The 26,356-nt window shown below is 72.9% G+C and carries 24 protein-coding genes, 1 tRNA gene, 1 pseudogene and 1 riboswitch; of the genes and pseudogenes, 15 read left to right on the forward strand and 11 right to left on the reverse strand.

The genetic code is table 11. From position 1 onward, the window contains the following. Window positions 1-55 precede the first annotated feature (55 nt). Window positions 56-2,002: a sel1 repeat family protein gene (locus A8713_RS21010; RefSeq protein WP_443069738.1), complete on the forward strand. Its 1,947-nt coding sequence runs from the start codon at window positions 56-58 to the stop codon at window positions 2,000-2,002. Between the two features lie 161 nt (window positions 2,003-2,163). Continuing rightward, window positions 2,164-2,237, forward strand: a tRNA-Met gene (locus A8713_RS21015). A gap of 183 nt (window positions 2,238-2,420) precedes the next feature. Here the strand turns inward: A8713_RS21015 and A8713_RS21020 are convergent. Beyond that, the gene (locus A8713_RS21020; RefSeq protein ID WP_064535191.1) at window positions 2,421-2,837 is read right to left on the reverse strand and encodes a Fur family transcriptional regulator; all 417 of its coding nucleotides are present in this window, start codon (window positions 2,835-2,837) and stop codon (window positions 2,421-2,423) included. A 143-nt stretch (window positions 2,838-2,980) separates the two neighbouring features. Here A8713_RS21020 and A8713_RS21025 point away from each other — a divergent pair, with 143 nt between their 5' ends. Next, window positions 2,981-4,432: a catalase gene (locus A8713_RS21025; protein ID WP_064535192.1), complete on the forward strand. Its 1,452-nt coding sequence runs from the start codon at window positions 2,981-2,983 to the stop codon at window positions 4,430-4,432. A gap of 123 nt (window positions 4,433-4,555) precedes the next feature. On the opposite strand, the gene A8713_RS21030 is transcribed toward A8713_RS21025, so the two are convergent. Together A8713_RS21030 and hisN are read right to left on the reverse strand one after the other, a co-directional pair. After that, the gene (locus tag A8713_RS21030) at window positions 4,556-4,957 is read right to left on the reverse strand and encodes a CBS domain-containing protein (RefSeq protein WP_064537624.1); all 402 of its coding nucleotides are present in this window, start codon (window positions 4,955-4,957) and stop codon (window positions 4,556-4,558) included. A 243-nt stretch (window positions 4,958-5,200) separates the two neighbouring features. Further along, the gene (gene hisN, locus A8713_RS21035; protein WP_018571323.1) at window positions 5,201-6,001 is read right to left on the reverse strand and encodes a histidinol-phosphatase; all 801 of its coding nucleotides are present in this window, start codon (window positions 5,999-6,001) and stop codon (window positions 5,201-5,203) included. 185 nt (window positions 6,002-6,186) lie between these two features. Between hisN and A8713_RS21040 the strand changes: the two genes are divergently transcribed. Then, window positions 6,187-6,972 carry a TetR/AcrR family transcriptional regulator gene (locus A8713_RS21040; RefSeq protein ID WP_443069739.1) on the forward strand — a complete coding sequence of 262 codons (786 nt, stop codon included), beginning with the start codon at window positions 6,187-6,189 and terminating at the stop codon, window positions 6,970-6,972. Between the two features lie 70 nt (window positions 6,973-7,042). On the opposite strand, the gene A8713_RS21045 is transcribed toward A8713_RS21040, so the two are convergent. The 4 genes from A8713_RS21045 to A8713_RS21060 form a co-directional block, all read right to left on the reverse strand. Further along, the gene (locus tag A8713_RS21045; protein ID WP_018571325.1) at window positions 7,043-7,366 is read right to left on the reverse strand and encodes a DMT family transporter; all 324 of its coding nucleotides are present in this window, start codon (window positions 7,364-7,366) and stop codon (window positions 7,043-7,045) included. A gap of 106 nt (window positions 7,367-7,472) precedes the next feature. After that, a complete protein-coding gene (rsgA, locus tag A8713_RS21050; RefSeq protein WP_064535193.1) occupies window positions 7,473-8,483 on the reverse strand; it encodes a ribosome small subunit-dependent GTPase A in 1,011 nt (336 codons plus the stop codon). A 17-nt stretch (window positions 8,484-8,500) separates the two neighbouring features. After that, window positions 8,501-9,832, reverse strand: a complete 1,332-nt coding sequence (gene aroA / locus A8713_RS21055; protein WP_064535195.1) for a 3-phosphoshikimate 1-carboxyvinyltransferase — start codon at window positions 9,830-9,832, stop codon at window positions 8,501-8,503. A 56-nt stretch (window positions 9,833-9,888) separates the two neighbouring features. Then, a complete protein-coding gene (locus A8713_RS21060; protein ID WP_064535197.1) occupies window positions 9,889-10,611 on the reverse strand; it encodes a M50 family metallopeptidase in 723 nt (240 codons plus the stop codon). A 48-nt stretch (window positions 10,612-10,659) separates the two neighbouring features. On the opposite strand from A8713_RS21060, the gene A8713_RS21065 reads away from it, so the two are divergent. From A8713_RS21065 to A8713_RS21110, 10 genes are all read left to right on the forward strand, one after another. Then, complete coding sequence (locus A8713_RS21065) at window positions 10,660-11,505, forward strand: SOS response-associated peptidase (RefSeq protein WP_064535199.1); 846 nt, start codon at window positions 10,660-10,662, stop codon at window positions 11,503-11,505. Window positions 11,506-11,597: 92 nt separating this feature from the next. Then, complete coding sequence (locus A8713_RS21070) at window positions 11,598-12,236, forward strand: alpha/beta hydrolase family protein (protein WP_064535200.1); 639 nt, start codon at window positions 11,598-11,600, stop codon at window positions 12,234-12,236. Between the two features lie 320 nt (window positions 12,237-12,556). Beyond that, the gene (sigR, locus tag A8713_RS21075; RefSeq protein WP_018571331.1) at window positions 12,557-13,252 is read left to right on the forward strand and encodes an RNA polymerase sigma factor SigR; all 696 of its coding nucleotides are present in this window, start codon (window positions 12,557-12,559) and stop codon (window positions 13,250-13,252) included. After that, window positions 13,249-13,578: a mycothiol system anti-sigma-R factor gene (gene rsrA, locus A8713_RS21080; protein WP_064535201.1), complete on the forward strand. Its 330-nt coding sequence runs from the start codon at window positions 13,249-13,251 to the stop codon at window positions 13,576-13,578. The genes sigR and rsrA overlap by 4 nt, the downstream gene beginning before the upstream one ends. A gap of 132 nt (window positions 13,579-13,710) precedes the next feature. Beyond that, the gene (locus tag A8713_RS21085) at window positions 13,711-15,150 is read left to right on the forward strand and encodes an HD-GYP domain-containing protein (RefSeq protein WP_064535203.1); all 1,440 of its coding nucleotides are present in this window, start codon (window positions 13,711-13,713) and stop codon (window positions 15,148-15,150) included. After that, window positions 15,147-16,367 (forward strand): HD-GYP domain-containing protein, encoded by a 1,221-nt coding sequence (locus tag A8713_RS21090; protein ID WP_064535205.1) that lies wholly within the window; start codon window positions 15,147-15,149, stop codon window positions 16,365-16,367. Before A8713_RS21085 ends, A8713_RS21090 begins: the two co-directional genes overlap by 4 nt. A 104-nt stretch (window positions 16,368-16,471) precedes the next feature. Next, complete coding sequence (locus A8713_RS21095) at window positions 16,472-17,452, forward strand: tetratricopeptide repeat protein (RefSeq protein WP_064535207.1); 981 nt, start codon at window positions 16,472-16,474, stop codon at window positions 17,450-17,452. Between the two features lie 75 nt (window positions 17,453-17,527). Next, window positions 17,528-18,178 carry a peptide deformylase gene (gene def / locus A8713_RS21100; RefSeq protein ID WP_064535208.1) on the forward strand — a complete coding sequence of 217 codons (651 nt, stop codon included), beginning with the start codon at window positions 17,528-17,530 and terminating at the stop codon, window positions 18,176-18,178. Between the two features lie 303 nt (window positions 18,179-18,481). Further along, entirely contained in the window at window positions 18,482-19,585 is a 1,104-nt protein-coding gene (gene cyc1, locus A8713_RS21105; protein WP_107440814.1) for an epi-isozizaene synthase, read from the forward strand. Further along, complete coding sequence (locus A8713_RS21110) at window positions 19,582-20,982, forward strand: bifunctional albaflavenone monooxygenase/terpene synthase (RefSeq protein ID WP_064535210.1); 1,401 nt, start codon at window positions 19,582-19,584, stop codon at window positions 20,980-20,982. The genes cyc1 and A8713_RS21110 overlap by 4 nt, the downstream gene beginning before the upstream one ends. Window positions 20,983-21,009: 27 nt before the next feature. On the opposite strand, the gene A8713_RS21115 is transcribed toward A8713_RS21110, so the two are convergent. Beyond that, on the reverse strand, window positions 21,010-21,975 hold the full coding sequence (locus A8713_RS21115) for a GlxA family transcriptional regulator (RefSeq protein ID WP_064535211.1): 966 nt from the start codon (window positions 21,973-21,975) through the stop codon (window positions 21,010-21,012). Between the two features lie 93 nt (window positions 21,976-22,068). Between A8713_RS21115 and A8713_RS32505 the strand changes: the two genes are divergently transcribed. Beyond that, window positions 22,069-22,332, forward strand: coding sequence for a hypothetical protein (locus tag A8713_RS32505; RefSeq protein WP_107440815.1), 264 nt, complete (start codon window positions 22,069-22,071; stop codon window positions 22,330-22,332). Here the strand turns inward: A8713_RS32505 and A8713_RS21120 are convergent. From A8713_RS21120 to A8713_RS34360, 3 genes and pseudogenes are all read right to left on the reverse strand, one after another. Then, window positions 22,245-23,264: a ribonucleotide-diphosphate reductase subunit beta gene (locus tag A8713_RS21120; RefSeq protein WP_064535212.1), complete on the reverse strand. Its 1,020-nt coding sequence runs from the start codon at window positions 23,262-23,264 to the stop codon at window positions 22,245-22,247. The genes A8713_RS32505 and A8713_RS21120 overlap by 88 nt on opposite strands. Then, the gene (locus A8713_RS21125) at window positions 23,264-25,678 is read right to left on the reverse strand and encodes a ribonucleoside-diphosphate reductase subunit alpha (protein WP_064535213.1); all 2,415 of its coding nucleotides are present in this window, start codon (window positions 25,676-25,678) and stop codon (window positions 23,264-23,266) included. The genes A8713_RS21120 and A8713_RS21125 overlap by 1 nt, the downstream gene beginning before the upstream one ends. A gap of 123 nt (window positions 25,679-25,801) precedes the next feature. Then, a riboswitch (cobalamin riboswitch) is annotated at window positions 25,802-25,938 on the reverse strand. 62 nt (window positions 25,939-26,000) lie between these two features. Further along, a pseudogene (locus tag A8713_RS34360) lies at window positions 26,001-26,343 on the reverse strand (hypothetical protein). Window positions 26,344-26,356 lie beyond the last annotated feature (13 nt).

A 26,356-nucleotide genomic window follows, 5' to 3' on the forward strand; every position in this document is an offset into this window, starting at 1 on the left:
GTGACCTCACTGGCTGCGGTATACCAGGTGTACCCGGGTTGCGGGTGGTGCGACGATGGACGTTATGGGGGACAAGGTAACTCTGTTCGAGACAGGGCGATTTGTGCAGACTTCCGACCCCGGGCCGACCCAGGGGCCCGAGGAGTCCGGGAGCGCGGACCGGTACCGGACCGGTGCCCGCGTCCCCGGTGCGGAGGTGACGGGCACGGACGGGACCGAGGACGGGACCAGGGACCGGACGGCAGCGCGGGAGACCGCGGCGGACGAGACCGGGGCCGCCGCCGAGGAGGTCGCCGAGCTGGCGCGCCGCCGGCTCGCCGCCGAGTCCGGCGACACCGAGGCGATGAGCGTCCTCGGCGCCATGCTGCTGCGCCGGGGCGACCTGGACGGCGCCGAACCCCATCTGCGGGCCGCCACCGCGGCCGGTGACCGGGCCGCGGCCAACAACCTGGGCGTCCTCCTCCAGCAGCGCGGCTACCCCGAGGAGGCGGCCGGCTGGTGGCGCATCGCCGCCGTCGCCGGTTCCGCCCCGGCCGCGCACGCGCTCGGCCGCCACCACCGCGAGCGCGGCGACGAGCCCGCCGCCGAGTACTGGCTGCGCCAGTCCGCCGAACAGGGCCATGTCCTGGGCGCCTACGCCCTCGCCGACCTGCTGGAGCACCGCGCCGACGCGGACGCCGAGCGCTGGATGCGGGTGGCCGCCGAACGCGGGCACCGGGAGGCGGCGTACCGCCTGGCCAGGGCGGTGGACCGGCGGTCCGCGCCGGACCCGGCGGCGGACGGCGCCGCCCCCTCCGCGGAGGCCGAGCAGTGGTACCGGCAGGCCGCGGCCCGCGGCCACCGCCGCGCCGCACTGCACCTCGGGGCGATCCTGGAGAAGCGGGGCGAGCTGAGGGAGGCCGGCCGCTGGTACCTGACGTCCGCCAAGGACGGTGAGGCGCGCGCCGCCTGCGCCCTCGGGTTCCTGCTGCGCGACGCCGGGGACACCGAGAGCGCGGCCGTGTGGTGGCTGCGGGCCGCGCAGGACGGCGACGGCAACGCGGCCAACGCGCTGGGCGCGCTGCACGCCGAGCGCGGCGAGACGCAGACCGCCGAGCGCTGGTACCGCGCGGCGATGAACGCCGGGGACGTCAACGGCGCCTACAACCTCGCCCTGCTCTGCGCCGAGCAGGGCCGCACCCCGCAGGCCGAGCAGTGGTACCGCAGCGCGGCCTACGCGGGCCACCGCGAGGCCGCGAACGCGCTGGCGGTCCTGCTGCTCCAGGGCGGGGACACGGCCGGCGCCGAGCCGTGGTTCTCCAAGGCGGCCGAGGCCGGCAGCGTGGACGCCGCCTTCAACCTGGGCATCCTCTACGCCGGGCGCGGCCTGGAACGGGACGCCCTGCGCTGGTACGAGCAGGCGGCGGCGGCCGGGCACAGCGAGGCGGCCCTCCAGGTGGGCATGGCCCGGCTGCGCGCGGGCGACGAGCGGGCGGCCGAGCGGCATCTGCGCTGCGCGGCCGGCGGCGGCAGCGCGGAGGGCGCCTACCGGCTGGCGAGCGTGCTCGACGCGCGCCGCCCCCCGCCGCCCGCGCACGAACTGGGGGAACCGGCGGTCCACGAGAAGACCGAGTGCGAGGAGTGGTACGAGCGGGCGGCCTCCCAGGGGCACCGCCGGGCTCAGGTGCGGGTGGGCATGCTGGCCGCGGCGCGCGGCGATGTCGTCGAGGCGGCGCGCTGGTACCGCGAGGCCGCGGAGGCCGGGTCCCGCAACGGCGCGTTCAACCTCGGTCTGCTGCTGGCCCGCGAGGGCAGCGAGCCCGAGGCGGTCGTGTGGTGGACGCGGGCGGCGGAGGCCGGGCACGGGCGCGCGGCGCTGCGGCTGGCGCTGGTCTGCGCGCGGCGCGGCGAGCTGGCCGAGGGGCAGCGGTGGGCCGACCGGGCGGTGGCGCTGGGGCCGCGCGAGGTCGCCCAGCGGGCGGCGCGGCTGCGGGACGCGCTGCGCGAGGAACTGTCGGCGTGACGCTCCGCGAGGCACCGCCGGCCCGCGCGGCCGGACGCGCGCCGGACGGCTCCGCGGGGCGGCGGAGGACCGCGAGGTCGCGCGGCTTCGCGGGGCGGGTGAGGCCGCGGGGAAGCGATTTGCTTCTTCTCCCCCCGGTCACGTAGTGTTCTATTCATCGACGCGGGGTGGAGCAGCTCGGTAGCTCGCTGGGCTCATAACCCAGAGGTCGCAGGTTCAAATCCTGTCCCCGCTACTGAAGACCGAGGGCCGGAATCCGATCAGGGTTCCGGCCCTCGGTGCGTTCCGGCGCGTTCTGGTGCGGTGAGGCGTCCCGGTGGGACGGTTTCCGGGCGGAACGGTTTCCGGGCGGGTACGGCGAAGGCCCCGGCACCTCTCGGGTGCCGGGGCCTTCGCCGTGTTCCGTGTGCGGGGCGCGTCAGGCCGACGCGCAGTTCGGGCAGAGCCCGCGGTACGTCACCTCGACGTCGGAGACCGTGAAGCCGAAGCGCTCCGAGTCCGGGAGGTCGGCCAGCGGGTTGCCGCTCGGGTGGACGTCGCGGATCGCGCCGCAGCCGGCGCAGACCAGGTGGTGGTGCGGCTGGTGCGCGTTGGGGTCGTACCGCTTGGCGCGCTTGTCGGTGCTGACCTCCAGCACCTCGCCCAGCGTGACCAGCTCGCCCAGCGTGTTGTAGACGGTCGCCCGGGAGATCTCGGGGAGCCTCGTCACGGCTCGGGCGTGCACCTCGTCGGCCGTCAGATGGACGTGCTCGCCGTCCAGGACCTCGGCCACGACGCGCCGCTGCGCGGTCATGCGCCACCCGCGTCCCCGCAGCCGTTCCAGAAGGTCACTCATACACACCAGCCTAACAGCAGCGAGAACAGATCCCGAACAAGTGTGACTTTGGAGTTCTACTTGACTTAGACTTTGTCCATTGTAGGATCGGGACTGGCTTCGGCCAAGCGACAGGTACGACAGAAATTGCCGCAGGAGGCGACGTGACCCAGGGGCCGCTCACCACGGAGGCCGGTGCTCCGGTAGCCGACAACCAGAACAGCGAGACCGCGGGCGTCGGCGGCCCGGTTCTCGTCCAGGACCAGCTCCTGCTGGAGAAGCTGGCGCACTTCAACCGCGAGCGCATCCCGGAGCGCGTGGTGCACGCGCGGGGCGCGGGCGCCTACGGCACGTTCACGGTCACCGCCGATGTCACCGCGTACACCCGTGCCGCGTTCCTCTCCGAGGTCGGCAAGGAGACGGAGACCTTCCTCCGCTTCTCCACGGTGGCGGGCAACCTGGGCGCGGCGGACGCGGTGCGCGACCCGCGCGGTTTCGCGCTGAAGTTCTACACCGAGGAGGGCAACTACGACCTCGTCGGCAACAACACCCCGGTGTTCTTCATCAAGGACGCCATCAAGTTCCCCGACTTCATCCACACCCAGAAGCGCGACCCGTACACGGGCAGCCAGGAGCCGGACAACGTCTGGGACTTCTGGAGCCTGTCCCCGGAGAGCACGCACCAGGTGACCTGGCTCTTCGGCGACCGCGGCATCCCGGCCTCCTACCGCCACATGGACGGCTTCGGCTCGCACACCTACCAGTGGAACAACGAGGCCGGCGAGTCCTTCTGGGTCAAGTACCACTTCAAGACGGACCAGGGCATCAAGTGCCTGACCGCCGAGGAGGCCGACGTCCTGGCGGGCAAGGACCCCGACTCGCACCAGCGCGACCTGCGCGAGGCGATCGAGCGCGGCGAGTTCCCGTCCTGGACGGTGTACGTGCAGATCATGCCGGTGGCCGAGGCGGCGGGGTACCGCTTCAACCCGTTCGACCTGACCAAGGTGTGGCCGCACGCGGACTACCCGCTGATCGAGTTCGGCAAGCTGGAGCTGAACCGCAACCCGGAGAACGTCTTCGCCGAGGTCGAGCAGTCGATCTTCACCCCGGCCAACTTCGTGCCCGGCATCGGCCCGTCCCCGGACAAGATGCTCCAGGGCCGCCTGTTCGCCTACGGCGACGCCCACCGCTACCGCGTCGGCATCAACGCCGGGCACCTGCCGGTGAACCGCCCGCACGCGACCGAGGCCCGCTCCCACGCCCGTGACGGCCACCTGTACGACGGCCGGCACAAGGGCGCGAAGAACTACGAGCCGAACAGCTTCGGCGGCCCGTTCCAGACGGACCGGCCGCTGTGGCAGCCCGTCGCGGTCACCGGGGCCACCGGCGACCACGCGGCCCCGGCACACGCCGAGGACAACGACTTCGTCCAGGCGGGCGACCTCTACCGGCTGATGACGGACGAGGAGAAGGACCGGCTGATCGGCAACCTCGCCGGTGCGATCTCCCAGGTCTCGCGCGAGGACATCGTCGAGCGCGCGGTCGACAACTTCCGTCAGGCCGACGGGGACTTCGGCAAGCGGCTGGAGGCCGCCGTGCGAGCGCTGCGCGGCTGACTCCGGCACTGGACCGTTTGCCGGACGGGCGGGCCGGGTTCCTTCGGGGACCCGGCCCGTCGCCGTACGTCCGCGATCGTCGCCGTACGTCCGTCACCGTACGTCCGCGTCCGTGGCGCGGGCTCAGACGGGCACCCGGGCCGGGTGCCGCCGCACCGGCGCCCAGCAGCGGATGATGTCGCGGACCGAGACCACACCGGCCGGCTCGCCGCCGTCCAGGACGATGAGATGGCGGAAGCCGCCGCCTGCCATGGCCCGCGCCGCCTCCTCCAGGGTCCAGGCGGGGGCCGCGAAGACCACGTCGGTGGTGGTGTGGGCGTGGGCGTGCTCGGAGTCCGGGTTCTGGCCCAGGCCGACGGAGTTGAGGATGTCGCGTTCGGTGAGGATGCCGATGCCGCCGGCGTCGGGGTCGTGCACGACGGCGGCGCCGACACCGCGGGCGGACATCAGGACGGCGGCCTCGCGCAGGGTGTGGGCGGGACCGATGGTGAGGACCACCGTGCTCATGGCGTCACGGACGAGCAGGGGAGGGACGGGCATGGGGCGGAGCCACCTCCTCAAGGAATCCACGCGCAGCACGCTCCTGTACGGGAGGCGCGGAGTGCGCGCACCCGTGCGGGAGCGGCCCGCGTGAGGGTGGGATTCACTTGTTCACAAGTGAGGGGGCTCCCAGAGTCGCAGGCGGGACGGGGTGCAACAAGAGGGCGTGCGCGGCCGGGCGGGGGCGCGCACGGGCGTCCGCCGCGATCCGGCCGCGCCGGTCGTGATTCAGCCGCGCCGGTTGAGATACCCCAGCATCTCGTCGTGCAGCAGGCCGTTGGAGGCCGCCGCGTTGCCGCTGTGCGGTCCCGGGCGGCCGTCGAGGCCGGTGAAGGTGCCGCCGGCCTCGGTGACGACGATCGCGTTCGCGGCCATGTCCCACAGCGACAGCTCGGGCTCGGCGCAGATGTCCACCGCGCCCTCGGCGACCAGCATGTACGGCCAGAAGTCGCCGTACGCGCGCGTGCGCCACACCTCGCGGGTCAGGTCGAGGAAGCCGTCCAGCCGCCCCTGCTCCTCCCAGCCGCTGAGCGAGGAGTACGCGAAGGAGGCGTCCGGCAGTGAGGAGACCCGGGAGACCTGGAGGCGGGAGGCCTGCGACAGGCTGCGCCCGGTGAACGCGCCGTGTCCCTTCGCCGCCCACCAGCGGCGGCCCAGCGCGGGCGCGGAGACGAGGCCGACGACCGGCTGGTAGCCGCCCTCGCCCGCCTCGGTCAGGGCGATCAGCGTGGCCCAGACGGGCACACCGCGCACATAGTTCTTGGTGCCGTCGATCGGGTCGACGACCCAGCGCCGGGGGCCCGTGCCCTCGACGCCGTACTCCTCGCCGAGGACCGCGTCGCGCGGCCGGGCGCGCTGGAGCTGACCGCGGATCAGCTCCTCGGCGGCCTTGTCCGCTTCGCTGACCGGGGTCATGTCGGGCTTCGTCTCGACCTTGAGGTCGAGGGCCTTGAAGCGGTCCATCGTGGCGGCGTCCGCCGCGTCCGCGAGGACGTGGGCCAGGCGCAGATCGTCGAGATAGTCGGGCATGCGGGGAACGGTATCCGGCCGAGGTGACGCAATGCCACAGGGGAAGCTGAACGCGGGGTGTCCGCCGGATGCCGTCGGGGAGTCTTGACAGTGCCCTCTTCCGCGCCAAACCTGTGGTCCTAGAGCCGTCGTACGGGACCCGCACGCGTCCCCGGGAGGCGATGATGCCGGCAGCGCGGGAATCCTTGCTGGACGCCGCGCGTACGGCGCTGGCCCGGCGGCCGTGGTCCGCGGTGCGGATGGTGGACGTGGCCGCCGCGGCGGGCGTGTCGCGGCAGACGCTCTACAACGAGTTCGGCGGCAAGGACGGGCTGGCGCGGGCCCTGGTCAGGAGCGAGGCGGACGGCTATCTCGCCGGGGTGGAACGCGCCTTGGCGGGCGCCGGTGATCCGGTACGGCGCCTGACGGCCGTGGCCGAGTGGACCGCGTCGGCCGCCCACGGCAACGCGGTGGTGCGGGCCATGCTGACCGGGTGCTGGGACGAACGGCTGCCCGTGCCGAGGCCGTCGGCGGCCGCACCCTTCGGTGCCGGCCCGGCCCGGCGCGGGGCGCTGCCCTCGCCCGCCGATCTGCTCACGACCGTCCGCGACCGGGCCGTGGCCGCGCTGTCCGACCCGCAGGGCCGGGACGGGCCGGGACGAGCGGATGCGCCGGGCGGACGGGACGCGCCGGGCGGAGCGGATGTGCCGTGCGCGCCGGGCGTGTCGCGCACCCCCGCGGCGCCGGAGCCGCCTGAGCCGTCAAGTCCACCGGACTCACCAACCCCACCTGGCTCACGGACCCCACCTGACTCTCCGACCCCACCTGGCTCACCGGCCCCGTCGGCCCCGCGGGCCCCCGCGGACGGTGCCGAACTCGCGGACGTCTGCGAACTGGTGTTCAGGCTGGCGCTGTCCTGCGTGGCCGCGCCGCCGGAAGAGGCCGGCGTCACCGCGCTGGTGAGCGGAGTGCTGCGCCGCCACCCCCTGTGATGCAGCCCCCTGTGGCACCGCCCCCTGTGACACCACCCCCGTAGTGCCGCCCCTGTGACCGCGCGGCGGTTCAGTGCGAGGAACCGGACAGCTGGAGTCCGATCACGCCGAAGATGACCAGGCTGATCGAGACGATCTTCAGCGTCGACACCAGGTCGCCGAGGAAGATCATCCCGTAGATCGCGGTCCCCGCCGCGCCGATGCCGGTCCACACCGCGTAGGCGGGCCCCACGTCCAGCTTGCGCAGCGACAGGGTGAGCAGACCGAAGCTGCCGAGGGCGAAGCAGGCGAAGGCGATGGTGGGCCACAGCCGGGTGAAGCCGTGCGAGAGTTTCAGACAGACGGCGAAGCCGGTCTCGAGCAGTCCCGCGACGATGACCAGCAGCCACGCCATGTGCTGTCCTCCCGTGTGTGCGCGTTCCGTGGCCGCTCCGGCTCGGTGCGATTATGCACTTACCTGCCCGCTGGGCTGCCAAACAACGCGGGCGCCCCGGCCCGGTTCAGTCGCCCTCGGTCCGCTCCCGGGTGGCCAGCAGCCGGCGCAGCGAGTACAGCCGGGCCGGATCGGCGTGGCCGTCCGCCACCCAGGCGTCCAGCGCGCAGTCCGGCTCGTCGTGGCTGCACGCGCGCGGGCAGCCCTCGGTGCCCGGCTCCAGGTCGGGGAAGGCGAGGATGACCCGGGACGGGTCGATGTGGGCGAGTCCGAAGGACCGTACGCCCGGGGTGTCGACGACCCAGCCCGTGTCGCCCGCCAGCGGCAGTGCCAGCGCCGAGGTGGTGGTGTGCCGGCCCCGGCCGGTCACCGCGTTCACATGTCCCGTGGTGCGCCGGCGCTCCTCGGGGACCAGGGCGTTGACGAGCGTGGTCTTGCCGACGCCGGAGTGCCCGACGAACGCCGTGACCCGGCCGCCCAGATGCGCGCGCACCCGGTCCGCCGCGCCGCCGCTCTCCAGCTCCTCCCGGCTGGTGACGACATGGGGGATGTCCAGCGCCCCGTACAGCTCCAGGAGCTTGTCCGGCGGCGCCAGGTCCGACTTGGTCATCACCAGCAGCGGGGTCAGACCCGCGTCGTACGCCGCCACCAGGCAGCGGTCGATCAGCCGCGGGCGCGGCTCGGGGTCGGCCAGCGCGGTGACGATGGCCAGTTGGTCGGCGTTGGCGACGACCACGCGCTCGTAGGGGTCGTCGTCGTCGGCCGTGCGGCGCAGGACGGAGGAGCGCTCCTCGATGCGGACGATGCGCGCGAGGGTGTCCTTCTGGCCGGTCAGATCACCGACCAGGGCCACCTGGTCGCCCACGACCGCGGCCTTGCGGCCCAGCTCGCGGGCCTTCATCGCGACGACCGTGCGCCCGTCGACCAGGCAGGTCAGCCGCCCCCGGTCGACGGTGAGCACCATGCCCTCGGCGGCGTCCTCGTGCTTGGGGCGGATGTGGGTGCGCGGCCGGTTGCCCTTGCGGTTGGGCCGGGAGCGGATGTCGTCCTCGTCGGTGTGCTTGCCGTAGCGGCGCATGACGTGTTCCTTGCGCCCTACGACCCGAGCATCCCGGTCCACAGCTCGGGGAAGTCCGGGAGGGTCTTCGCCGTCGTCGCCACGTTCTCGATCTGCACGCCTTCGACCGCCAGGCCGATGATCGCACCGGCCGTCGCCATGCGGTGGTCCTCGTAGGTGTGGAAGACCCCGCCGTGCAGCCGCCGCGGGCGGATGTGCAGTCCGTCGGCGGTCTCGGTCACGTCGCCGCCGAGTTCGTTGATCTCCTTGGTGAGCGCGGCCAGCCGGTCCGTCTCGTGCAGCCGCAGATGCGCCACGCCCCGCAGCGTCGAGGGGGAGTCGGCGAGCGCGGCGACCGCCGCGATGCCGGGGGTCAGCTCGCCGACCTCGCCCAGGTCCACGTCGATGCCGTGCACCGCGCCCGATCCGGTGAACACCAGACCGTAGTCGGACAGTTCGCAGGAGCCGCCCATCTCGGTGAAGATCTCCCGCAGCCGGTCGCCGGGCTGGGTCGTCCGCTGCGGCCAGTCGGGGATGACGACCTTGCCGCCGGTCACCAGCGCCGCCGCCAGGAACGGCTGCGCGTTCGACAGGTCCGGCTCGACGGTCAGGTCGCGGCCGAGCAGCGCGCCCGGGGTGACCCGCCACACGTTCGGCTCGCCGCCCGACTCCGGGGTGTCCACCTGGGCGCCGACCGCGCGCAGCATGTCCACCGTCATCCGGATGTGCGGCATCGACGGCAGCGTCGCCCCGGTGTGGCGGACCTCGACGCCCTGGTTGAAGCGCGGTCCGGACAGCAGCAGGGCGCTGACGAACTGGGAGGACGAGGAGGCGTCGATCTCCACCGGGCCGCCGTCCAGGGCACCGCCGCCGTGCACGGTCAGCGGCAGTGCGCCGCGGCCGTCGTCGTCGATCCGGGCGCCGAGGGCGCGCAGCGCGTCGATCACGCCGTGCAGCGGGCGCTCGTAGGAGCGCGGGTCGCCGTCGAAGCGGATGGGGCCGTCGGCGAGCGCGGCGACCGGCGGCAGGAAGCGCATCACGGTGCCGGCGTTGCCCACGTCGACCGTGGCGGGGCCGTGCAGTCCGGCGGGGATCACCCGCCACGCCTCGCCGGAGCCGCCCGCACCCGAGGTGCTGGACGACACCGTCTCCTCGATGCCGACGCCCATCTCCCGCAGCGCGCCGGCCATCAGCAGGGTGTCCCGGGAGCGCAGCGGGCGGCGCAGCCAGCCCGGTTCGGAGGCCAGGGCGGCCAGGACCAGGGCGCGGTTGGTGACCGACTTGGACCCGGGCACGTGGACCGTCGCGTCGACGGCTCCGCTCGCGTGCGGGGCGGGCCAGAGGGCGGTGTGGGCGGGGTTCGGGGCCATGCGCCCACTCTATAAGGAGGGCGTCGCCCCGGCCCTCCTCACGGTGCTGCGGACGATCACATCCCGAGCAGCCAGCGGCCCCCGCCCATCAGCGAGCACAGCGACACCGCGTGGAAGAGGAACAGCCACAGGGCCGCCGGGACGTGCGTCAGCCGGGACAGCTGGTCCGCGTCCGAGTCGCCGGCGCCCCCGCGCGAGCGCTTGACCTGGAGCTCGAAGGCCGGGCGCACCCCGCCCAGCAGCAGGAACCACACCACGGCGTACGCGAACGCGGCCTGCACCTGCGGTCCCGCCAGCCAGGACACCAGCAGGAACGTGCCGCCGGTGAGGACGACGGTCAGCACCCCGTACGCGTTGCGGATCATCACCAGCATCGCCACCAGCAGTGCCGTGGCCGCCCACAGCAGCAGCGTGACGTGCCCGGCGGCCAGCAGGGCGGCGCCGCCGAGCCCCAGCAGCGGGGGAGCGGTGTAGCCGGACGCGGCCGTGAGGATCATGCCGAGGCCGTACGGCTTGCCGCGGCTGACGGTGAGGCCGCTGGTGTCGGAGTGCAGCCGGATCCCGGTCAGCGTGCGGCCGGTGAGCAGGGCGACCAGACCGTGGCCGCCCTCGTGGGCGATGGTGATGGCGTTGCGGGATATCCGCCACAGGGTGTGCGGGGCCACCACCACGAGGGCGGCGGCAGCGGTGGCGAGCACCACCCACAGGTCCGGGTCGGGCTGGGTGCCGACGAGCCGGTCCCAGAGGGCGGGCAGCGCGACGGCGGCGAGGCTGTCCATTCCTGAGGGGCTCCCTGTCGTCGTTCGGAGTCTGGCAGTGTGGCATGTATGTGCGGACGGTATGCAGCGAGCCGGGGGCCGGGGGATCTCGCCCAGATCTTCGGGATCGAGAACGTCGAGAACGCCGAGAACGTCGAGAAAGGGGACGAGCCCGAGGAGACCCTGGCGGCCGACTACAACGTGGCCCCCACCAAGGAGGTCCCCGTCGTCCTCGACCGCCCTTTGAAGGACGCCGGGGACGGGCGTCCGGTTCGGCAGCTGCGCAAGCTGAGGTGGGGACTGGTGCCGTCCTGGGCGAAGAGCCCCGAGGGCGCCGCCCGGATGATCAACGCCCGCGCGGAGACCGTGCACGAGAAGCCGTCCTACCGCCGCGCCTTCGCCGCCCGGCGCTGCATCGTGCCCGCCGACGGCTACTACGAGTGGGTCACCGGCACCGAGGAGCGCGACCTGGAGGTCGAGGGCAGGCGCAAACGTCCGCGCAAGCAGCCGTACTTCGTCACCCCGGCGGACGGCTCGGTGTTCGCGATGGCGGGCCTGTACGAGTTCTGGCGGGACCGCACGCTGCCCGACGACCACCCGCAGGCGTGGTGGGTGACCTGCTCGGTGATCACCACCGAGGCCGAGACGGCGCCGCTGGCGGTGGGCCCGGCCGAGGGGCCGCGGTCGCTGGCCGACATCCATCCGCGGATGCCGCTGATGCTCACCCCGGACCGCTGGGACGCCTGGCTGGACCCGGCCCGCACGGACCCCGCCGGCCTGCGCGCGCTGCTGGCGCCGCCGCCCGAGGGCCTGATGCGCGCCTACCCGGTGTCCACCGCGGTGAGCAACGTCCGCAACAACGGGCCGGAACTGCTGAAGGAGCTGGAGGCCCCGGAGGAGGGCACCCTCTTCTGACCGTGCCGGGGGCGCGCGGGCGGGCCGTCTTCTGACCGTGCCGGGGATGCGCGGGCGGGCCGCCGGGCCGCCCTTCTGACATCCTCTCCGGGGTGAGCCCTGACACCTCCGAGACCGTCGAGACGGACGCGGGCACCGCCCGCGTCACCTGGCACCGGGCCGCACGGCCGCGTCTCGTCCTCGCCGTGAGCCACGGCGCGGGCGGCGGCATCGAGGCCCGCGACCTGAAGGCCCTGGCCGCCGCGCTCCCCGGGCACGGGGTGAGCGTGGCGCTGGTGGAGCAGCCCTGGCGGGTGGCGGGCAAGAAGGTGGCGCCCGCGCCGAAGACCCTGGACACCGGCTGGCGCGGCGTCTGGCCCGCGCTCACCGCCCCGGGCCTGCCCGTCGTCGCGGGCGGGCGCAGCGCGGGCGCGCGCGTGGCCTGCCGTACGGCGGCCCCGCTGGGCGCGCACGCGGTCCTCGCCCTCAGCTTCCCGCTGCACCCGCCGGGCCGCCCGGAGAAGTCCCGGGCCGGTGAACTGCTCGGCGCCGGGGTCCCCACCCTCGTCGTCCAGGGCGGCAACGACCCCTTCGGGAAGCCCGGGGAGTTCCCCGAGGGCCCTTACGAGCTGATCACCGTCCCGTACGGCGACCACGGCTTCGCGGTGCCGAAACGGTCGGGCACCACCGAGGAGCAGGCGCTGGCCGTCCTCACCGAGGGTGTCGTGCGGTGGTGCGGCTCACTCGGGTGACGGCCCGGGAATGCGGGCCCGGTGCGCACTGTTGAGGCGGACAGAAGTGCTGATGTCCCGGCGCCGCCGCCACACGAGAGGAAGTCCGCCGCATGGGTTCCACCATCTGCCCGGCCGTCACCCGCCGCGACCTTGCGGACGGGCTGCGACCGGCGGTGTCCGACACCGGACGCGCAGGCCGCACCGGCCGAGCCGACCTCGACTGGTCGGTGCTGCACGCGGCCAGGACCGCCCCTATTCGGGCGGCGGGCGGACCGGATCGTCGTCTATCCTCCGAAACGAGCGGGGCCGCCTTCGGTCTCGCGACGTCGCTTGAGGAGGTGGGTCCGGTTCCCGGTACCGACGCAGGGACCGACAACGGCCAGGCGGAGCTGCCCGAGGGCCGGGGCGCGCGTGCGGACGCGGCCGCGGAGTCGACCGCCCAGCGCAGCGCGCGCTTCGAGCGGGACGCCCTGGAGTTCCTGGACCAGATGTACTCGGCGGCGCTGCGCATGACGCGCAACCCGGCCGACGCCGAGGACCTGGTGCAGGAGACCTACGCCAAGGCGTACGCGTCCTTCCACCAGTTCCGCGAGGGCACCAACCTCAAGGCGTGGCTGTACCGGATTCTGACCAACACCTTCATCAACTCCTACCGCAAGAAGCAGCGCGAGCCCCAGCGCAGCGCCGCGGAGGAGATCGAGGACTGGCAGCTCGCCCGCGCCGAGTCGCACATGTCGACGGGTCTGCGCTCCGCGGAGTCGCAGGCGCTCGACCACCTGCCCGACTCGGACGTGAAGGAAGCGCTCCAGGCGATCCCCGAGGAATTCCGCATCGCCGTCTATCTCGCGGATGTCGAGGGCTTTGCGTACAAGGAGATCGCGGACATCATGGGGACACCCATCGGTACGGTGATGTCCCGGCTGCACCGGGGCCGTCGTCAACTGCGCGGCATGCTCGAGGACTACGCCCGAGAGCGCGGACTGGTCCCGGCCGGCGCCGGAGAGTCGAACGAAGCGAAAGGCTCGGGCTCATGAGCTGCGGAGAGCCGCACGAAACGGACTGCAGTGAGGTACTCGACCACCTGTACGAGTTCCTCGACAGCGAGATGCCGGACGTCGACCGCGACAAGTTCCGGCAGCACTTCGACGAGTGCTCACCGTGCCTGGAGAAGTACGGCCTGGAGCAGGCCGTGAAGAAGCTGGTCAAGCGGTGCTGCGGCCATGACGACGTGCCCGCGGACCTGCGCGCCAAGGTCATGGGCCGGCTCGACCTGATCCGCTCGGGGCAGCCCGTCTCCGACCGTCCCGTCGTCGCCGACCGCGATGTGGCCACGGCACCGGTGACCCCCCGGGAGTCCTGAACCCCGGCGCTCCCTCCGGCCCCGGCTTCACCCGTACGTGCTAATCCGCGGGTTATCGGCCCGCGGACCCCCCTCCCGCCGCCCTAGGCTCGGCCCACTGGCCGGGGACAGGCACGACCGGGGAGGGGCGTCATGGAGGCGGTTCCGCCGCTGGCCCGCGCGTACGCCACCTGTTTCGCCCTCGCCGCCCTGTCCTGTCTGCTGCCGCTGCCGGGCATGCCCGTGCCCTGGCGGGCCGTCCTGGCGCTCGCCGCGGTCGCGGCGGCCTGCGACGGGCTCGTGCGGCGGCGCTCCGCCGGGCCGTTCTACCCCGTCCTGCTGGCCGCGGCCTTCCTGCTGCCGCCGCCCGCCGCCGCGCTCGTCCCGCTGCCCGGCGCCCTGCTCACCCGGGCCGGACAGCGCCCCGAGGCGCTGCGCCGGATCTGGCGGGCCGCCCAGCTCGCCCTCGCCGGATGGGCCGCCGCCCGCGTGCACTGGGACCTGGGCGGCCGGGACGCCGTCGTCGGCCGCGACTTCCCCTACGCCCTGCTGCCCGCCGCCGCGGCCGTGACGGCGTTCTGCCTGGTGCTGACCGTGCTCGACGGCGGGATCCGGCGGCTCGCGGCCGGCGCCCCGCCCGGCGGACGCCCGCGCGGCCCGCGCGGCGCCGCGGCCCGGCACGCCCGGTGCGGCCGGTTCGCCCGCTCGCTCGCGCCGATCGCCGTGCACGGGCTCGGCGGACTGATGATGGCCGTCCTGTGGCGCAGCCGGTACGGGCCGGTGGCCGCCCTCCTCGTGCTGCTGCCCATGTGCGTCTCCTGGTGGGTCTACGCCCAGTACCACCGCGAGCGCGCCGCGCACCGGGCGACCGTCAGGGCCCTGGTGCAGGCCGTCGACCTCAAGGACGGGTACACGCGCGGCCACAGCGAGCGGGTCGGCCGCGCCTCCGTGCTGATCGCCCGGGAACTGGGCCTGGACGACGAACGCGTCGAGACGCTGCGCTTCGCCGGGATCCTGCACGACGTCGGCAAGCTCGGCGTCCCCACCCGGCTGCTGCGCAAGGACGGCCCGCTCACCCCCGAGGAGCGCCGCGTCATCGAACTGCACCCCGAGTACGGCCACGAGATGGTGCGCGGCATCTCCTTCCTCGGCGAGGCCAGGTCCGCGATCCTGCACCACCACGAACGCCTCGACGGCAGCGGCTACCCCTACGGCCTGTGCGGCGCCCAGATCCCCGAGTGCGCCCGGGTGGTCGCCGTCGCCGACGCCTTCGACGCGATGACGTCCACCCGCTCCTACCGGCGGGCCCGGCCGGTAGGCGCCGCCCTGGGCGAGCTGGAGCGCTGCGCCGGGACCCAGTTCGACCCGCGGATGGTCGCCGCCCTGGTGCGGGCCCTGGACCGGCACGGCTGGCACCCGGCGGTCACCGCCGACGAGAACACCCCGAACACCCCGGACACCCCGAAGACCCCGAACACCCCGGCCCCCGTGCCTGAGCCCCCCGCCCCTCCCGGGGCCCCACCGGAGCGGACCGTGCCGGGCCCGCCCGGCGACGCCGCCGCGCGGGCCCGGCACGGCGGCCCGCCCCGATGAGCCCGCTGCGCGCCGCCGCCCTCCTCGTGGCCGCGCTCTGCCTGGCGGTCACCCTGTGGACCGGTCTGGAGGAGCGCGGCGCCGCCCTCGCCTTCGGGGTGCTGATCCTGGCCGGGGAACTCACCCGCCGGCCCGGGAGCGAACTGCGCGAGGCCGCGCCCCTCGGGGCCGCCGGTGCGCTGGCGTACGCGCTGCTGGGCGAGGTCGCCGGGCACCACAGCGGGCACGGCACCTGCCAGGTCGTGGCCGTGGTGCTGGCCGCCGCCCTGCTCGGCGGCGTCCCGCACATCGCCCGCGGCCGGGGCGGCACCCTCGACCACCTCACCCGCCGTGTCCTGACCGTCGCCTTCGCCGCCGTCTGCTTCCAACCCCTGTACAACGAGGGCGCCTTCCGGTCGCTGAGCGGCCCCGCGTACGCGCTGCTGCTGGTCGCCCTGCTGGTGCTCACCTCGCTGTGCGGCGCGGTGCTCGCCGCGGCGTCCGCGCACCGCCGCACCCGGTGGCCGTTCGGCCCGCTGCTGCGCGAGGAGCTGCGCGGTCTGCTCGGGATCGGCTCGGCGGTGTGCGCCACGGGCGCGGTGATGGCCCTGGGGGTGGCGGTGGCCGGGCTGTGGGCGCTGCCCGTCTTCTGTGTGCCGCTGCTGCTCACCCAGCTGTCCCTGCGCCGGTACGCGGCCGTGCGCGCCGTCTACCGGCAGACCATCGCCTCGCTGGCCCGCGCCACCGAGGTCGCCGGGTACACCCCGCACGGACATGCCCGGCGGGTGGCCGCGCTGTGCCGGGCCGTGGGCCGGGACCTGGGCCTGACGGAGCCCGAGCTGACCGTGCTGGAGCACGCCGCGCTCATGCACGACATCGGCCAGCTCAGCCTGGTCGACCCGGTGCCCGCGGGCGCCACGGCGGACCTGCCCGCCGAACGGCGGCGGCGGATCGCGCTGCTCGGCGGTGCCGTGGTCCGGCAGGCCGGGGTGGACCGGGAGGTCGCGGTGGTCGTGGAGCGGCAGGCCGACCCGTGCGCCGAGCAGCCGCGGGCCGCGCGGATCGTGCGGGCCGTCAACGCCTACGACGAGAAGGCGCGGGCAGGCGGACCCCACGGCCCGCTGCGGGCGCTGGAGGAACTGCGGCTGGCCACCGCGGACGCCTACGCGGCCGAGGTGGTGGAATCCCTGGCCCGTGTGCTGGCCCGGGACGGTCTGACTCCTCCCGCAGCGGGGTAACCCATGGGTAATGAGCGCCCCTCAAGCCGTACGTGGTTGGATGCGAAGGAAAGGGTGTCCGGGGGCAGAGCCAGCCCATACGACGGAACTGGCAGGCGGGAATCGTGAGGATCTTCGGCAAGGGACGGCACCGGCCCTCCGCCTCCTGGCGGCAGGCCACCGACCGCGCGTTCACCCTGATCGGCGACGGCCGGTACGAGGACGCGGGCGCGCTGCTGACGCGCGCCGCCGATCTGGAGCCCTGGCTGTCGGAGTCCTGGTTCAACCTCGCCCTGCTGCACAAGTTCCGGCACGACTGGGAGCAGGCGCGGGCCGCGGGCCTGCGGGCGGTGGCCCTGCTGGAGCGGGAGAGCGGGGCGCCCGACTGGTGGAACGTGGGGATCGCCGCCACCGCGCTCCAGGACTGGCCGCTGGCCCGGCGCTCCTGGCAGGCGTACGGCCTGAAGGTGCCCGGCGGCGCGACCGCCGCGGGCGAGCCGGTCGGCATGGAGCTGGGCAGCGCCGCGGTGCGGCTGTCGCCGGAGGGCGAGGCCGAGGTGGTCTGGGGGCGCCGGCTCGACCCGGCCCGGATCGAGGTGCTGTCCATCCCGCTGCCCTCCTCCGGGCGGCGCTGGGGCGAGGTCGTGCTGCACGACGGGGTGCCGCACGGCGAGCGGACCACCGCGGCCGGGCACAGCTTCCCCGTCTTCGACGAGATCGAGCTGTGGGCGCCCTCGCCGGTGCCCACCTGGGTGGTCCTGCTGGAGGCCGCCACCGAGGCCGACCGGGACGCCCTGGAGCAGCTCGCCGCCGACGCGGGCTTCGCCGCCGAGGACTGGTCCTCCTCGGTACGGCTGCTCTGCCGCACCTGCTCGGAGTCGCGGATGCCCTCCGACGAGGGCGACGGCGAGCACCTGGACCCGCACGACCACAGCGAGCCGGGGCACCCGGGACCGCTGGGCCACCGCACCGACGGGCAGCTGTGGGTGCCGGAGCGGGAGTGCGGGGTGGCGGCCCCGGCCTCGCTGGTGCGGGGGCTGCTGGACGGCTGGGTCGCGGACAGCCCCGACTCCCGTGACTGGCGCGATCTCGAAGAGGTCTGCTGAACCACGGGCGCGCCCCGGTCCCCGTAGGCTGTACGGGCAGAACTTCTCAGGCTTGCAGGAAGGCGTACGTCGGTCATGGCGCAGCAGGACACCGATCAGCAGCACGCGGGCGTGCTCCCCGTCGACGACGAGGGCTATGTCGTGGACACGGAGGACTGCGAGGCGCGCGAGGCGGCCTGGCGTGAGCGGGGCACCTCGCGGCCGATCACGGTCGTCGGCAACCCGGTGCTGCACAAGGAGTGTGCGGACGTCACCGACTTCGGCGACGAGCTCCAGCAACTGGTCGCGGACATGTTCGCCAGCCAGCGCACCGCCGAGGGAGTGGGCCTGGCCGCCAACCAGATCGGTGTCGGCAGGAAGGTCTTCGTCTACGACTGCCCGGACGACGAGGGGGTCCGGCACGTCGGCGTCCTGTGCAACCCGAAGCTCGTCGAGCTGCCCGCGGACCGGCGCCGGCTGGACGACAGCAACGAGGGCTGCCTGTCCGTGCCGACCGCCTACGCGCCGCTGGCCCGCCCCGACTACGCCGAGGTGACCGGCCAGGACGAGCGGGGCAACCAGGTCAAGGTGCGCGGCACCGGCTACTTCGCACGCTGTTTGCAGCACGAGACCGACCACCTCTACGGCTACCTCTACATCGACCGGCTCTCCAAGCGGGAGCGCAAGGACGCGCTGCGGCAGATGGCCGAGAACGAGCCGCGCTACCCCGTGGTCGTCAACGACTGACCGCACTCCCGGCACCCGGGGCCCGAGCGCCCCGTACGGCACACGGCGCCCGACCGTCCTACCGGTCGGGCGCCGTCCCTGTGTCCGCACCCGGCCCCTCGCGCATTCGATCCTTTGTGCGCATCTGTTGAATCAGAATCAGTCACACAAGGGGATATTCGCGGCATCCCAGATGGCGAGTGAAGCAAATCCGTTCCCAGAACGGTCAGTTGTGGTGCTGAATGGGAGAGCGGGGATGCGCGACGGCGTGCGCCGGGCACAGCGGAAGGGGCGGACGCCACCGGCGGCTGAGAGGGGTTGTTCGTGCCGGCTTTCCCATACAGCACCACATCGACATCCACATCCATACCCACGGTGACGGTGGCGGCGGTACCGCCGTCGCTCGCCCTCCCGGTGATCGAGGCCGCGTTTCCCAGGCAGTTGCACGCCTATTGGCCCGAACTCCAGGAGAAGACCCGCGGCTGGCTGCTGGAAAAGCGGCTCATGCCCGCGGACAAGGTGGAGCAGCACGCCGACGGCCTGCGCTACACCGACCTCATGGCGGGGTACTACCTCGGCGCCCCGGACGAGGTGCTCCAGGCGATCGCGGACTACAGCGCCTGGTTCTTCCTCTGGGACGACCGCCACGACCGGGACATCGTCCACGGGCGGCCGGGCGCCTGGCGCAGGCTGCGCCGCGCGCTGCACACGGCGCTGGACGCCCCCCGGGACCATCTGCGCCACCCGGACGTGCTGGTGGCGGGGTTCGCGGACAGCGTGCTGCGGCTGTACGCGTTCCTGCCGGACACCTGGAACGCCCGCTTCGCCCGGCACTTCCACGCGGTGATCGACGCCTACGACCGGGAGTTCCACAACCGCGCCCAGGGAGTCGTCCCCACGGTCGAGGAGTACCTCGCCCTGCGCCGGCTCACCTTCGCCCACTGGATCTGGACGGATCTGCTGGAACCGAGCGCGGGGACCGAACTCCCGGATTCCGTCCGCAGACATCCCGCATACCGGCGTCCGGCCCTGCTGAGCCAGGAATTCGCCGCCTGGTACAACGATCTGTGTTCACTGCCCAAGGAGATCGCGGGTGACGAGGTGCACAACCTCGGGATAAGTCTTGTCAAACACGAGGGACTGAGTCTTGAGGAAGCCATAGCGGAAATCCGCCGCCGGGTGGAGGAATGCATTGACGAATTCCTGGTCGCGGAGCAGGAGGGATTACGGTTCGCCGACGGCCTCGCGGACGGAACGGTGCGGGGAAAGGAACTTGCTTCCGCCGTCAGGGCCTGCCTGGGAAATATGCGCAACTGGTTCAGTTCCGTCTACTGGTTCCACCACGAGTCCGGCCGTTACATGGTCGACAGCTGGGACGACCGGTCCACGCCCCCGTACGTCAACAATGAAGCGGCAGGTGAGAAATGACCGTCGAGTCGGTGAAGCCCGAGGACAGGTCGCAGGCGGGTCGGCAGACAGGCGCGCGGACAGGCCGGCTGCCGGGGGAGCCGCCGCTGGCCGGCGGCGCCGTGCCGCTCCTCGGCCACGGGCTGCGGCTGGCCCGCGACCCGCTGGCCTTCCTGAGCGGGCTGCGCGACCACGGCGAGGTGGTCCGGCTCAGGCTCGGCCCCAAGACGGTGTACGCCGTCACCGCGCCCGACCTCACCGGGACGCTGGCGCTCAGCCCCGACTACATCATCGCCGGGCCGCTGTGGGAGTCGCTGGAGAGCCTGCTCGGCAAGGAGGGCGTGGCCACCGCCAACGGGCCGCTGCACCGGCGCCAGCGGCGCACCATCCAGCCCGCCTTCCGGCTCGACGTGCTCCCCGAGTACGGGCCGATCATGACCGAGGAGGCGCACGCCCTCGTCGAGCGGTGGCGCGCGGGGCAGGTGCTCGACGTGACCGCGGAGTCCTTCCGGGTCGCCGTGCGCGTCGCCGCGCGGTGCCTGATGCGCGGCAGCTACATGGACGCCCGCGCCGAGCGCATCTGCGCGGCCCTGGCCACCCTGTTCAGCGGCATGTACCAGCGCATGGTGGTGCCGCTGGGCCCCCTCTACAAGGTGCCGGTCAGGTCCAACCGCGAATTCAACCGCGCATTGGCCGATTTGCATCTCCTGGTCGATGAGATCGTCGCGGACCGGAGGGCAGGCGGTCAAAAACCGGACGATTTGCTGACGGCTTTGCTGGAGGCGAAGGACGAGAATGGCGAGCCTATTGGGGAGCAGGAGATCCATGATCAGGTGATCGCGATACTCACCCCGGGCAGCGAAACCGTCGGCTCCATGATCATGTCGCTGCTTCTCGTTCTCACCGAGCGCCCGGATCTCGGCGACAAGATCCGCGACGAGGTGAAAACCGTGGTGGGTGACCGCCCCGTCGCATTCGAGGACGTCCGAGAACTGCGGTACACAGCGAATGTCGTCACGGAGACACTGCGCCTCTATCCGGCCGTCTGGATTCTGACCCGCCGCACGGTCGCCGACACCGAACTGGGCGGCTACCGCATTCCGGCCGGCGCGGACGTCATCTACAGCCCCTACGCCATCCAGCGCGACCACCGCTCCTACGGGCGGCACGAGGACTTCGACCCGGACCGCTGGCTCCCGGAGCGCTCCAAGGAGGTCCCCAAGTACGCGATGAGCCCGTTCAGCGTGGGCAACCGCAAGTGCCCGAGCGACCACTTCTCGATGGCCGAACTCACCCTGCTCACCGCCGCGATCGCCGGCGCCTACCGCTTCGAGCAGGCGCCCGGCTCCGACCCCAGGCCGCGCATCGGGATCACGCTGCGCCCGCGCCGCCTGCTGCTGCGGGCGCTGCCCCGCTGACCCCGCCGCCGCCCGGTGGGCGCGCGTTCAGGCGGCCTGCGGGCCCCTGAACGCGCGCCGGTAGGCGTTCGGCGTGGTGCCCAGCGCGCGGACGAACTGGTGGCGCAGGGCCGCCGCGGTGCCGAAACCGGTGCGGTCGGCGATCGCGTCCATCGTCTCGTCCGTGCCCTCCAGCAGGCGCTGCGCCAGCAGCACCCGCTGGCGCAGGATCCAGCGGTACGGGGTGGTGCCCGTCTCCTGCTGGAAGCGGCGGGCGAAGGTGCGCGGGGACATATGGGCGCGGGCGGCGAGCTGCTCGACGGTGACCTCCTCGTCGAGGTGCCGCTCCATCCAGACCAGCACCTCGCCCACGGTGTCGCAGCGGGACCTCGGCAGCGGCCGCTCGATGTACTGCGCCTGGCCGCCGTCCCGGTGCGGCGGCACCACCATCCGCCGGGCGATCTTGTTGGCCACCTCGGTGCCCTGCTCCTTGCGCACGATGTGCAGACAGGCGTCGATACCGGCCGCCGTGCCGGCCGAGGTGATCACCGGGTCCGCGTCGACGTAGAGCACGTCCGGTTCGACGGTGGCGTGCGGATACTGCCGGACCAGCTCGGCCGCGTGGTGCCAGTGCACCGCGCAGCGCCGCCCTTCCAGCAGCCCGGCGGCGCCCAGCACGAACACGCCGGAGCACACGCTGAGCACCCGCGCGCCCCGGTCCACGGCCCGTCTGAGGGCGGCCAGCAGCTCGGGCGGGTAGACCCGGGTGGCGAAGTCGTTCCCGGCGGGCACGGCGATCAGGTCGGCCTCGTCGAGCCGGTCGAGCCCGTACGGCGTGGTGATGCCCAGGCCGCCGACATGGGTGCCCAGCGAGGGCCCCTCGGCGGAGACCACCGCGAAGTCGTACCGGGGCAGCCCGTCGTCGCTGCGGTCGATGCCGAAGACCTCGCAGACCACACCCAGCTCGAAGGGGTGCACGCCGTCCAGCAGGACGGCGGCCACGTTCTGCAACATGCCACCAGTGTGCCTCACCGGTGGCAGGAATTTGAAGGTCTACGGCAGTCCTGCCACTCACGGTCAGGAGCGTCCGGCGCGAGAGTGGTGTGCATGAACGCAGACCAGACAGAAGCCCTGATCGGAATGCTCTTCACCTTCGGACTCCTGGTCCTGATGGCGCTGCCCTCGGTGCTCGGCATCCTGCGCGACCGGCGCATCGACCGCAGCATCAGGGAGGCACAGCAGGCCCACCGGGACCAGGAGTCCGCGACGCGTGAGCCGGAGGCTCAGAAGTCCTCGTCCAGGTCGACGGTGCCCTCCACCGCGACCTGGTACGCGGACGGACGCCGCTCGAAGAAGTTGGTCAGCTCCTGAACACCCTGGAGCTCCATGAAGGAGAAGGGGTTCTCGGAGCCGTAGACCGGAGCGAAGCCCAGGCGGGTCAGCCGCTGGTCGGCCACGCACTCCAGGTACTGCCGCATCGACTCGGTGTTCATCCCCGGGAGGCCGTCACCGCACAGGTCGCGCGCGAACTGCAGCTCGGCCTCGACGGCCTCCCGCAGCATGTCGGTGACCTGCTGCTCCAGCTGGTCGTCGAAGAGGTCCGGCTCCTCCTTGCGGACGGTGTCCACCACGTCGAACGCGAACGACATGTGCATCGTCTCGTCCCGGAACACCCAGTTGGTGCCCGTGGCGAGACCGTGCAGCAGGCCGCGGCTGCGGAACCAGTAGACGTAGGCGAAGGCGCCGTAGAAGAACAGGCCCTCGATGCACGCGGCGAAGCAGATCAGGTTGAGCAGGAAGCGCCGGCGGTCCGCCTTGGTCTCCAGCCGGTCCAGCTTCTCGACCGAGTCCATCCACGTGAAGCAGAACTCCGCCTTCTCGCGGATGGAGGGGATGTTCTCCACCGCGGCGAAGGCCGCCGCGCGGTCCTCCGGGTCGGGCAGGTAGGTGTCCAGCAGCGTCAGATAGAACTGGACGTGCACGGCCTCCTCGAACAGCTGGCGCGACAGGTACAGGCGCGCCTCCGGGGAGTTGATGTGCTTGTAGAGCGTGAGCACCAGGTTGTTGGCGACGATCGAGTCCCCGGTGGCGAAGAACGCCACCAGGCGGCCGATGAGGTGCTGTTCGCTCGGGGTGAGCTTGGCGAGGTCGGCGACGTCCGAGTGGAGGTCGACCTCCTCCACGTGCCAGGTGTTCTTGATGGCGTCCCGGTAGCGGTCGTAGAAGTCCGGGTACCGCATGGGACGCAGGGTCAGTTCGAAGCCCGGGTCGAGCAGGTTCTTGTTGCGGGTGGTGCTGGTCATCACTGGCAGGCCTCGCAGGACTCGGGGTTCTCAAGGGAGCAGGCGACCGCGTCGGGGTCGGCCACCTGCTGGGCGGGGACGGCGGCGCGGGTCTGCGCCTGGGCGGCGCGGGCGATCCGGGTCGCCGGACGGGAGCGCAGGTAGTAGGTGGTCTTCAGACCCTGCTTCCAGGCGTAGGCGTACATCGAGGAGAGCTTGCCGATGGTCGGCGTCTCCAGGAACAGGTTCAGCGACTGCGCCTGGTCGAGGAACGGGGTGCGGGCCGCGGCCATGTCGATCAGAGAGCGCTGCCCGATCTCCCACGCCGTGCGGTACAGCCGCCGTACGTCCTCCGGGATCCACGCGAGGTCCTGCACCGAGCCGTTGGACTCGCGCAGCGCCTCGCGGGTGCGGGCGTCCCAGACGCCGAGCGTCTTGAGGTCGCGCACCAGGTAGGAGTTGACCTGGAGGAACTCACCCGAGAGCGTCTCGCGCTTGAACAGGTTGGAGACCTGCGGCTCGATGCACTCGTAGACGCCCGCGATGGAGGCGATGGTGGCGGTCGGCGCGATGGCCAGCAGCAGCGAGTTGCGCATGCCGACGGCGGCGATCCGCTCGCGCAGGGCCGCCCAGCGCTCGGGCCAGGTCAGCTCCACGTCGTAGTGGTCGGGGTGCAGCACGCCCCGGGCGGCGCGGGTCTTCTCCCAGGCGGGCAGGGGCCCGATGGGGGTCCCCCCTGCACCGGAGCCTGCCGAAGGTGCTTGGGGGCGTTCGGCGAGGTCGGTGGACGCCTCGTAGGCGGCCAGCATGATCCGCTCGGCGATGCGGGTCGACAGGGCCTTCGCCTCGGGGGACTCGAAGGGCAGGCGCAGCTTGAAGAAGACGTCCTGGAGGCCCATCGCGCCCAGGCCGACCGGCCGCCAGCGGGAGTTGGAGCGGCCCGCCTGCTCGGTCGGGTAGAAGTTGATGTCGACGACCCGGTCCAGGAAGGTGACGGCGGTGCGGACCGTCTCGTCCAGCCGCTCCCAGTCCAGGTCACCCGTCTCGGGGTCGGCGAAGGCGCCGAGGTTGACCGAGCCGAGGTTGCAGACCGCCGTCTCCCCGTCGTCGGTGACCTCCAGGATCTCCGTGCACAGGTTCGAGGAGTGGATGACGTGGCCGGGCTCCGCCGTCTGGTTGGCGGTGCGGTTGGCGGCGTCCTTGAAGGTCATCCAGCCGTTGCCGGTCTGCGCCAGGGTGCGCATCATCCGGCCGTACAGCTCGCGGGCGGGCATCGTCTTCTGCGCGAGCCCGGCCTCCTCGGCCCTGCGGTAGGCCGCGTCGAACTCGTCGCCCCACAGGTCCACCAGCTCCGGCACGTCCGCCGGGGAGAACAGCGACCACTGCGCGTCGGCGTTGACCCGGCGCATGAACTCGTCCGGTACCCAGTGCGCCAGGTTGAGGTTGTGGGTGCGGCGCGCGTCCTCACCGGTGTTGTCGCGCAGCTCCAGGAACTCCTCGATGTCGGAGTGCCAGGTCTCCAGGTAGACGGCCGCCGCGCCCTTGCGCCGCCCGCCCTGGTTCACCGCGGCCACCGAGGCGTCGAGGGTCTTCAGGAACGGCACGATGCCGTTGGAGTGCCCGTTGGTGCCGCGGATCAGCGAACCGCGCGAGCGGATGCGGGAGTAGGCCAGCCCGATGCCGCCCGCGTGCTTGGAGAGCCGGGCGACCTGGTGGTAGCGGTCGTAGATGCTGTCCAGCTCGTCCTTGGGGGAGTCGAGCAGATAGCAGGAGGACATCTGCGGGTGGCGGGTGCCGGAGTTGAAGAGCGTGGGGGAGGAGGGGAGGTAGTCCAGGCGGCTCATCAGCCCGTAGAGCGCGGCGACCTCGTCGACGGCCCGGGGGCTGTCGTCCTCGGCGAGGCCGGCGGCCACCCGCAGCATGAAGTGCTGGGGCGTCTCGATCACCTTGCGGGTGATCGGGTGCCGCAGCAGGTAGCGGCTGTGCACGGTGCGCAGGCCGAAGTAGCCGAAGCGGTCGTCGGCGGACGGGTCGGCCAGCGCGTCCAGGCGGGCCGCGTGCAGCCGGGTGAACGCGGCGGTCCGGTCGGCGATCAGTCCCTCCCGGTGGCCCACGGCGACGGACTCGGTGAAGGAGGTGACGCCCTGGGAGGCGGCCTCGGCCCGGATGGAGAGCGTCAGCAGGCGGGCGGCGAGCCGGGAGTAGGCGGGGTCCTCGGAGATGAGCCCGGCCGCGGCCTCGGTGGCCAGCTCCCGCAGCTCCGCCTCGTCCGCGCGGGCCGAACGGCCGCGCAGCGCGGCGGCGGCGACCCGGCCGGGGTCGGCGTCGGGGAGGTCGGCGGTCAGCTCGGTCAGGGTCCGCAGCAGCGCGGCACCGGGACCGTCGTTCTCCAGGCGGCCCTCGGCTGAGACCGGATCGGCGGGCGCGATGGTCACGTGTGGCTCTCCCTCGCTCGGCACGGAGCCTCGGCGAGGGCAGGGAGCGGCAGCACGAGCGCGCACGGCGCCGCGTCCACCGGCCCATTCCGCGAGGCCCGGACGTCAGACACCCGGACCGGACGGCCGGGCGCACTGTCGGCAGGTCCTCGGACTGACGCTCGTATGCGGCCTCAAGGGCATGTGCGTACGAGTACACCGTTGCGGGACAGTTCCGGATTCGCACCGGATTCCCCTGCGACGACAGCGAGCATGAGCATACATCTTGTGCCGGGTGTGGAAGCCACCCCCATATGTTGTGTCGCGTCGACTGCGGAGGGTGTCAGAGGGTCAACGCGTAGGTGAGCAGCCTGGTGTCGGCCAGGTGGGGCAAGGGGTTCCAGTCGCGCCGCGGGGTGCGGACGAAGCCCAGGCGCTCGTAGAGGCGGCATGTCCGCCATAGGCCCGCCGGACGGCACGAAGGCGACCCCGCCGAGCACCTCGTCCCGCGCCACGGCCACCAGCACCTCGCAGGCCGCCGCCCGTCCGGCGACGTCCCGCAGCACGTCCAGATACGGGTCGTCGGCTCCGAAGTCCAGCAGACCGTCCCGGAGGTACGCCTGGGCGGTGATCTCGCCCAGGGCGGCGTACTCGCCGGGCAGCGCCGGCCTGATCACGAGGTCCATGGCCCCGAGTGTG

The organism is Streptomyces sp. SAT1, assembly GCF_001654495.1.
Lineage (GTDB): Bacteria > Actinomycetota > Actinomycetes > Streptomycetales > Streptomycetaceae > Streptomyces > Streptomyces andamanensis.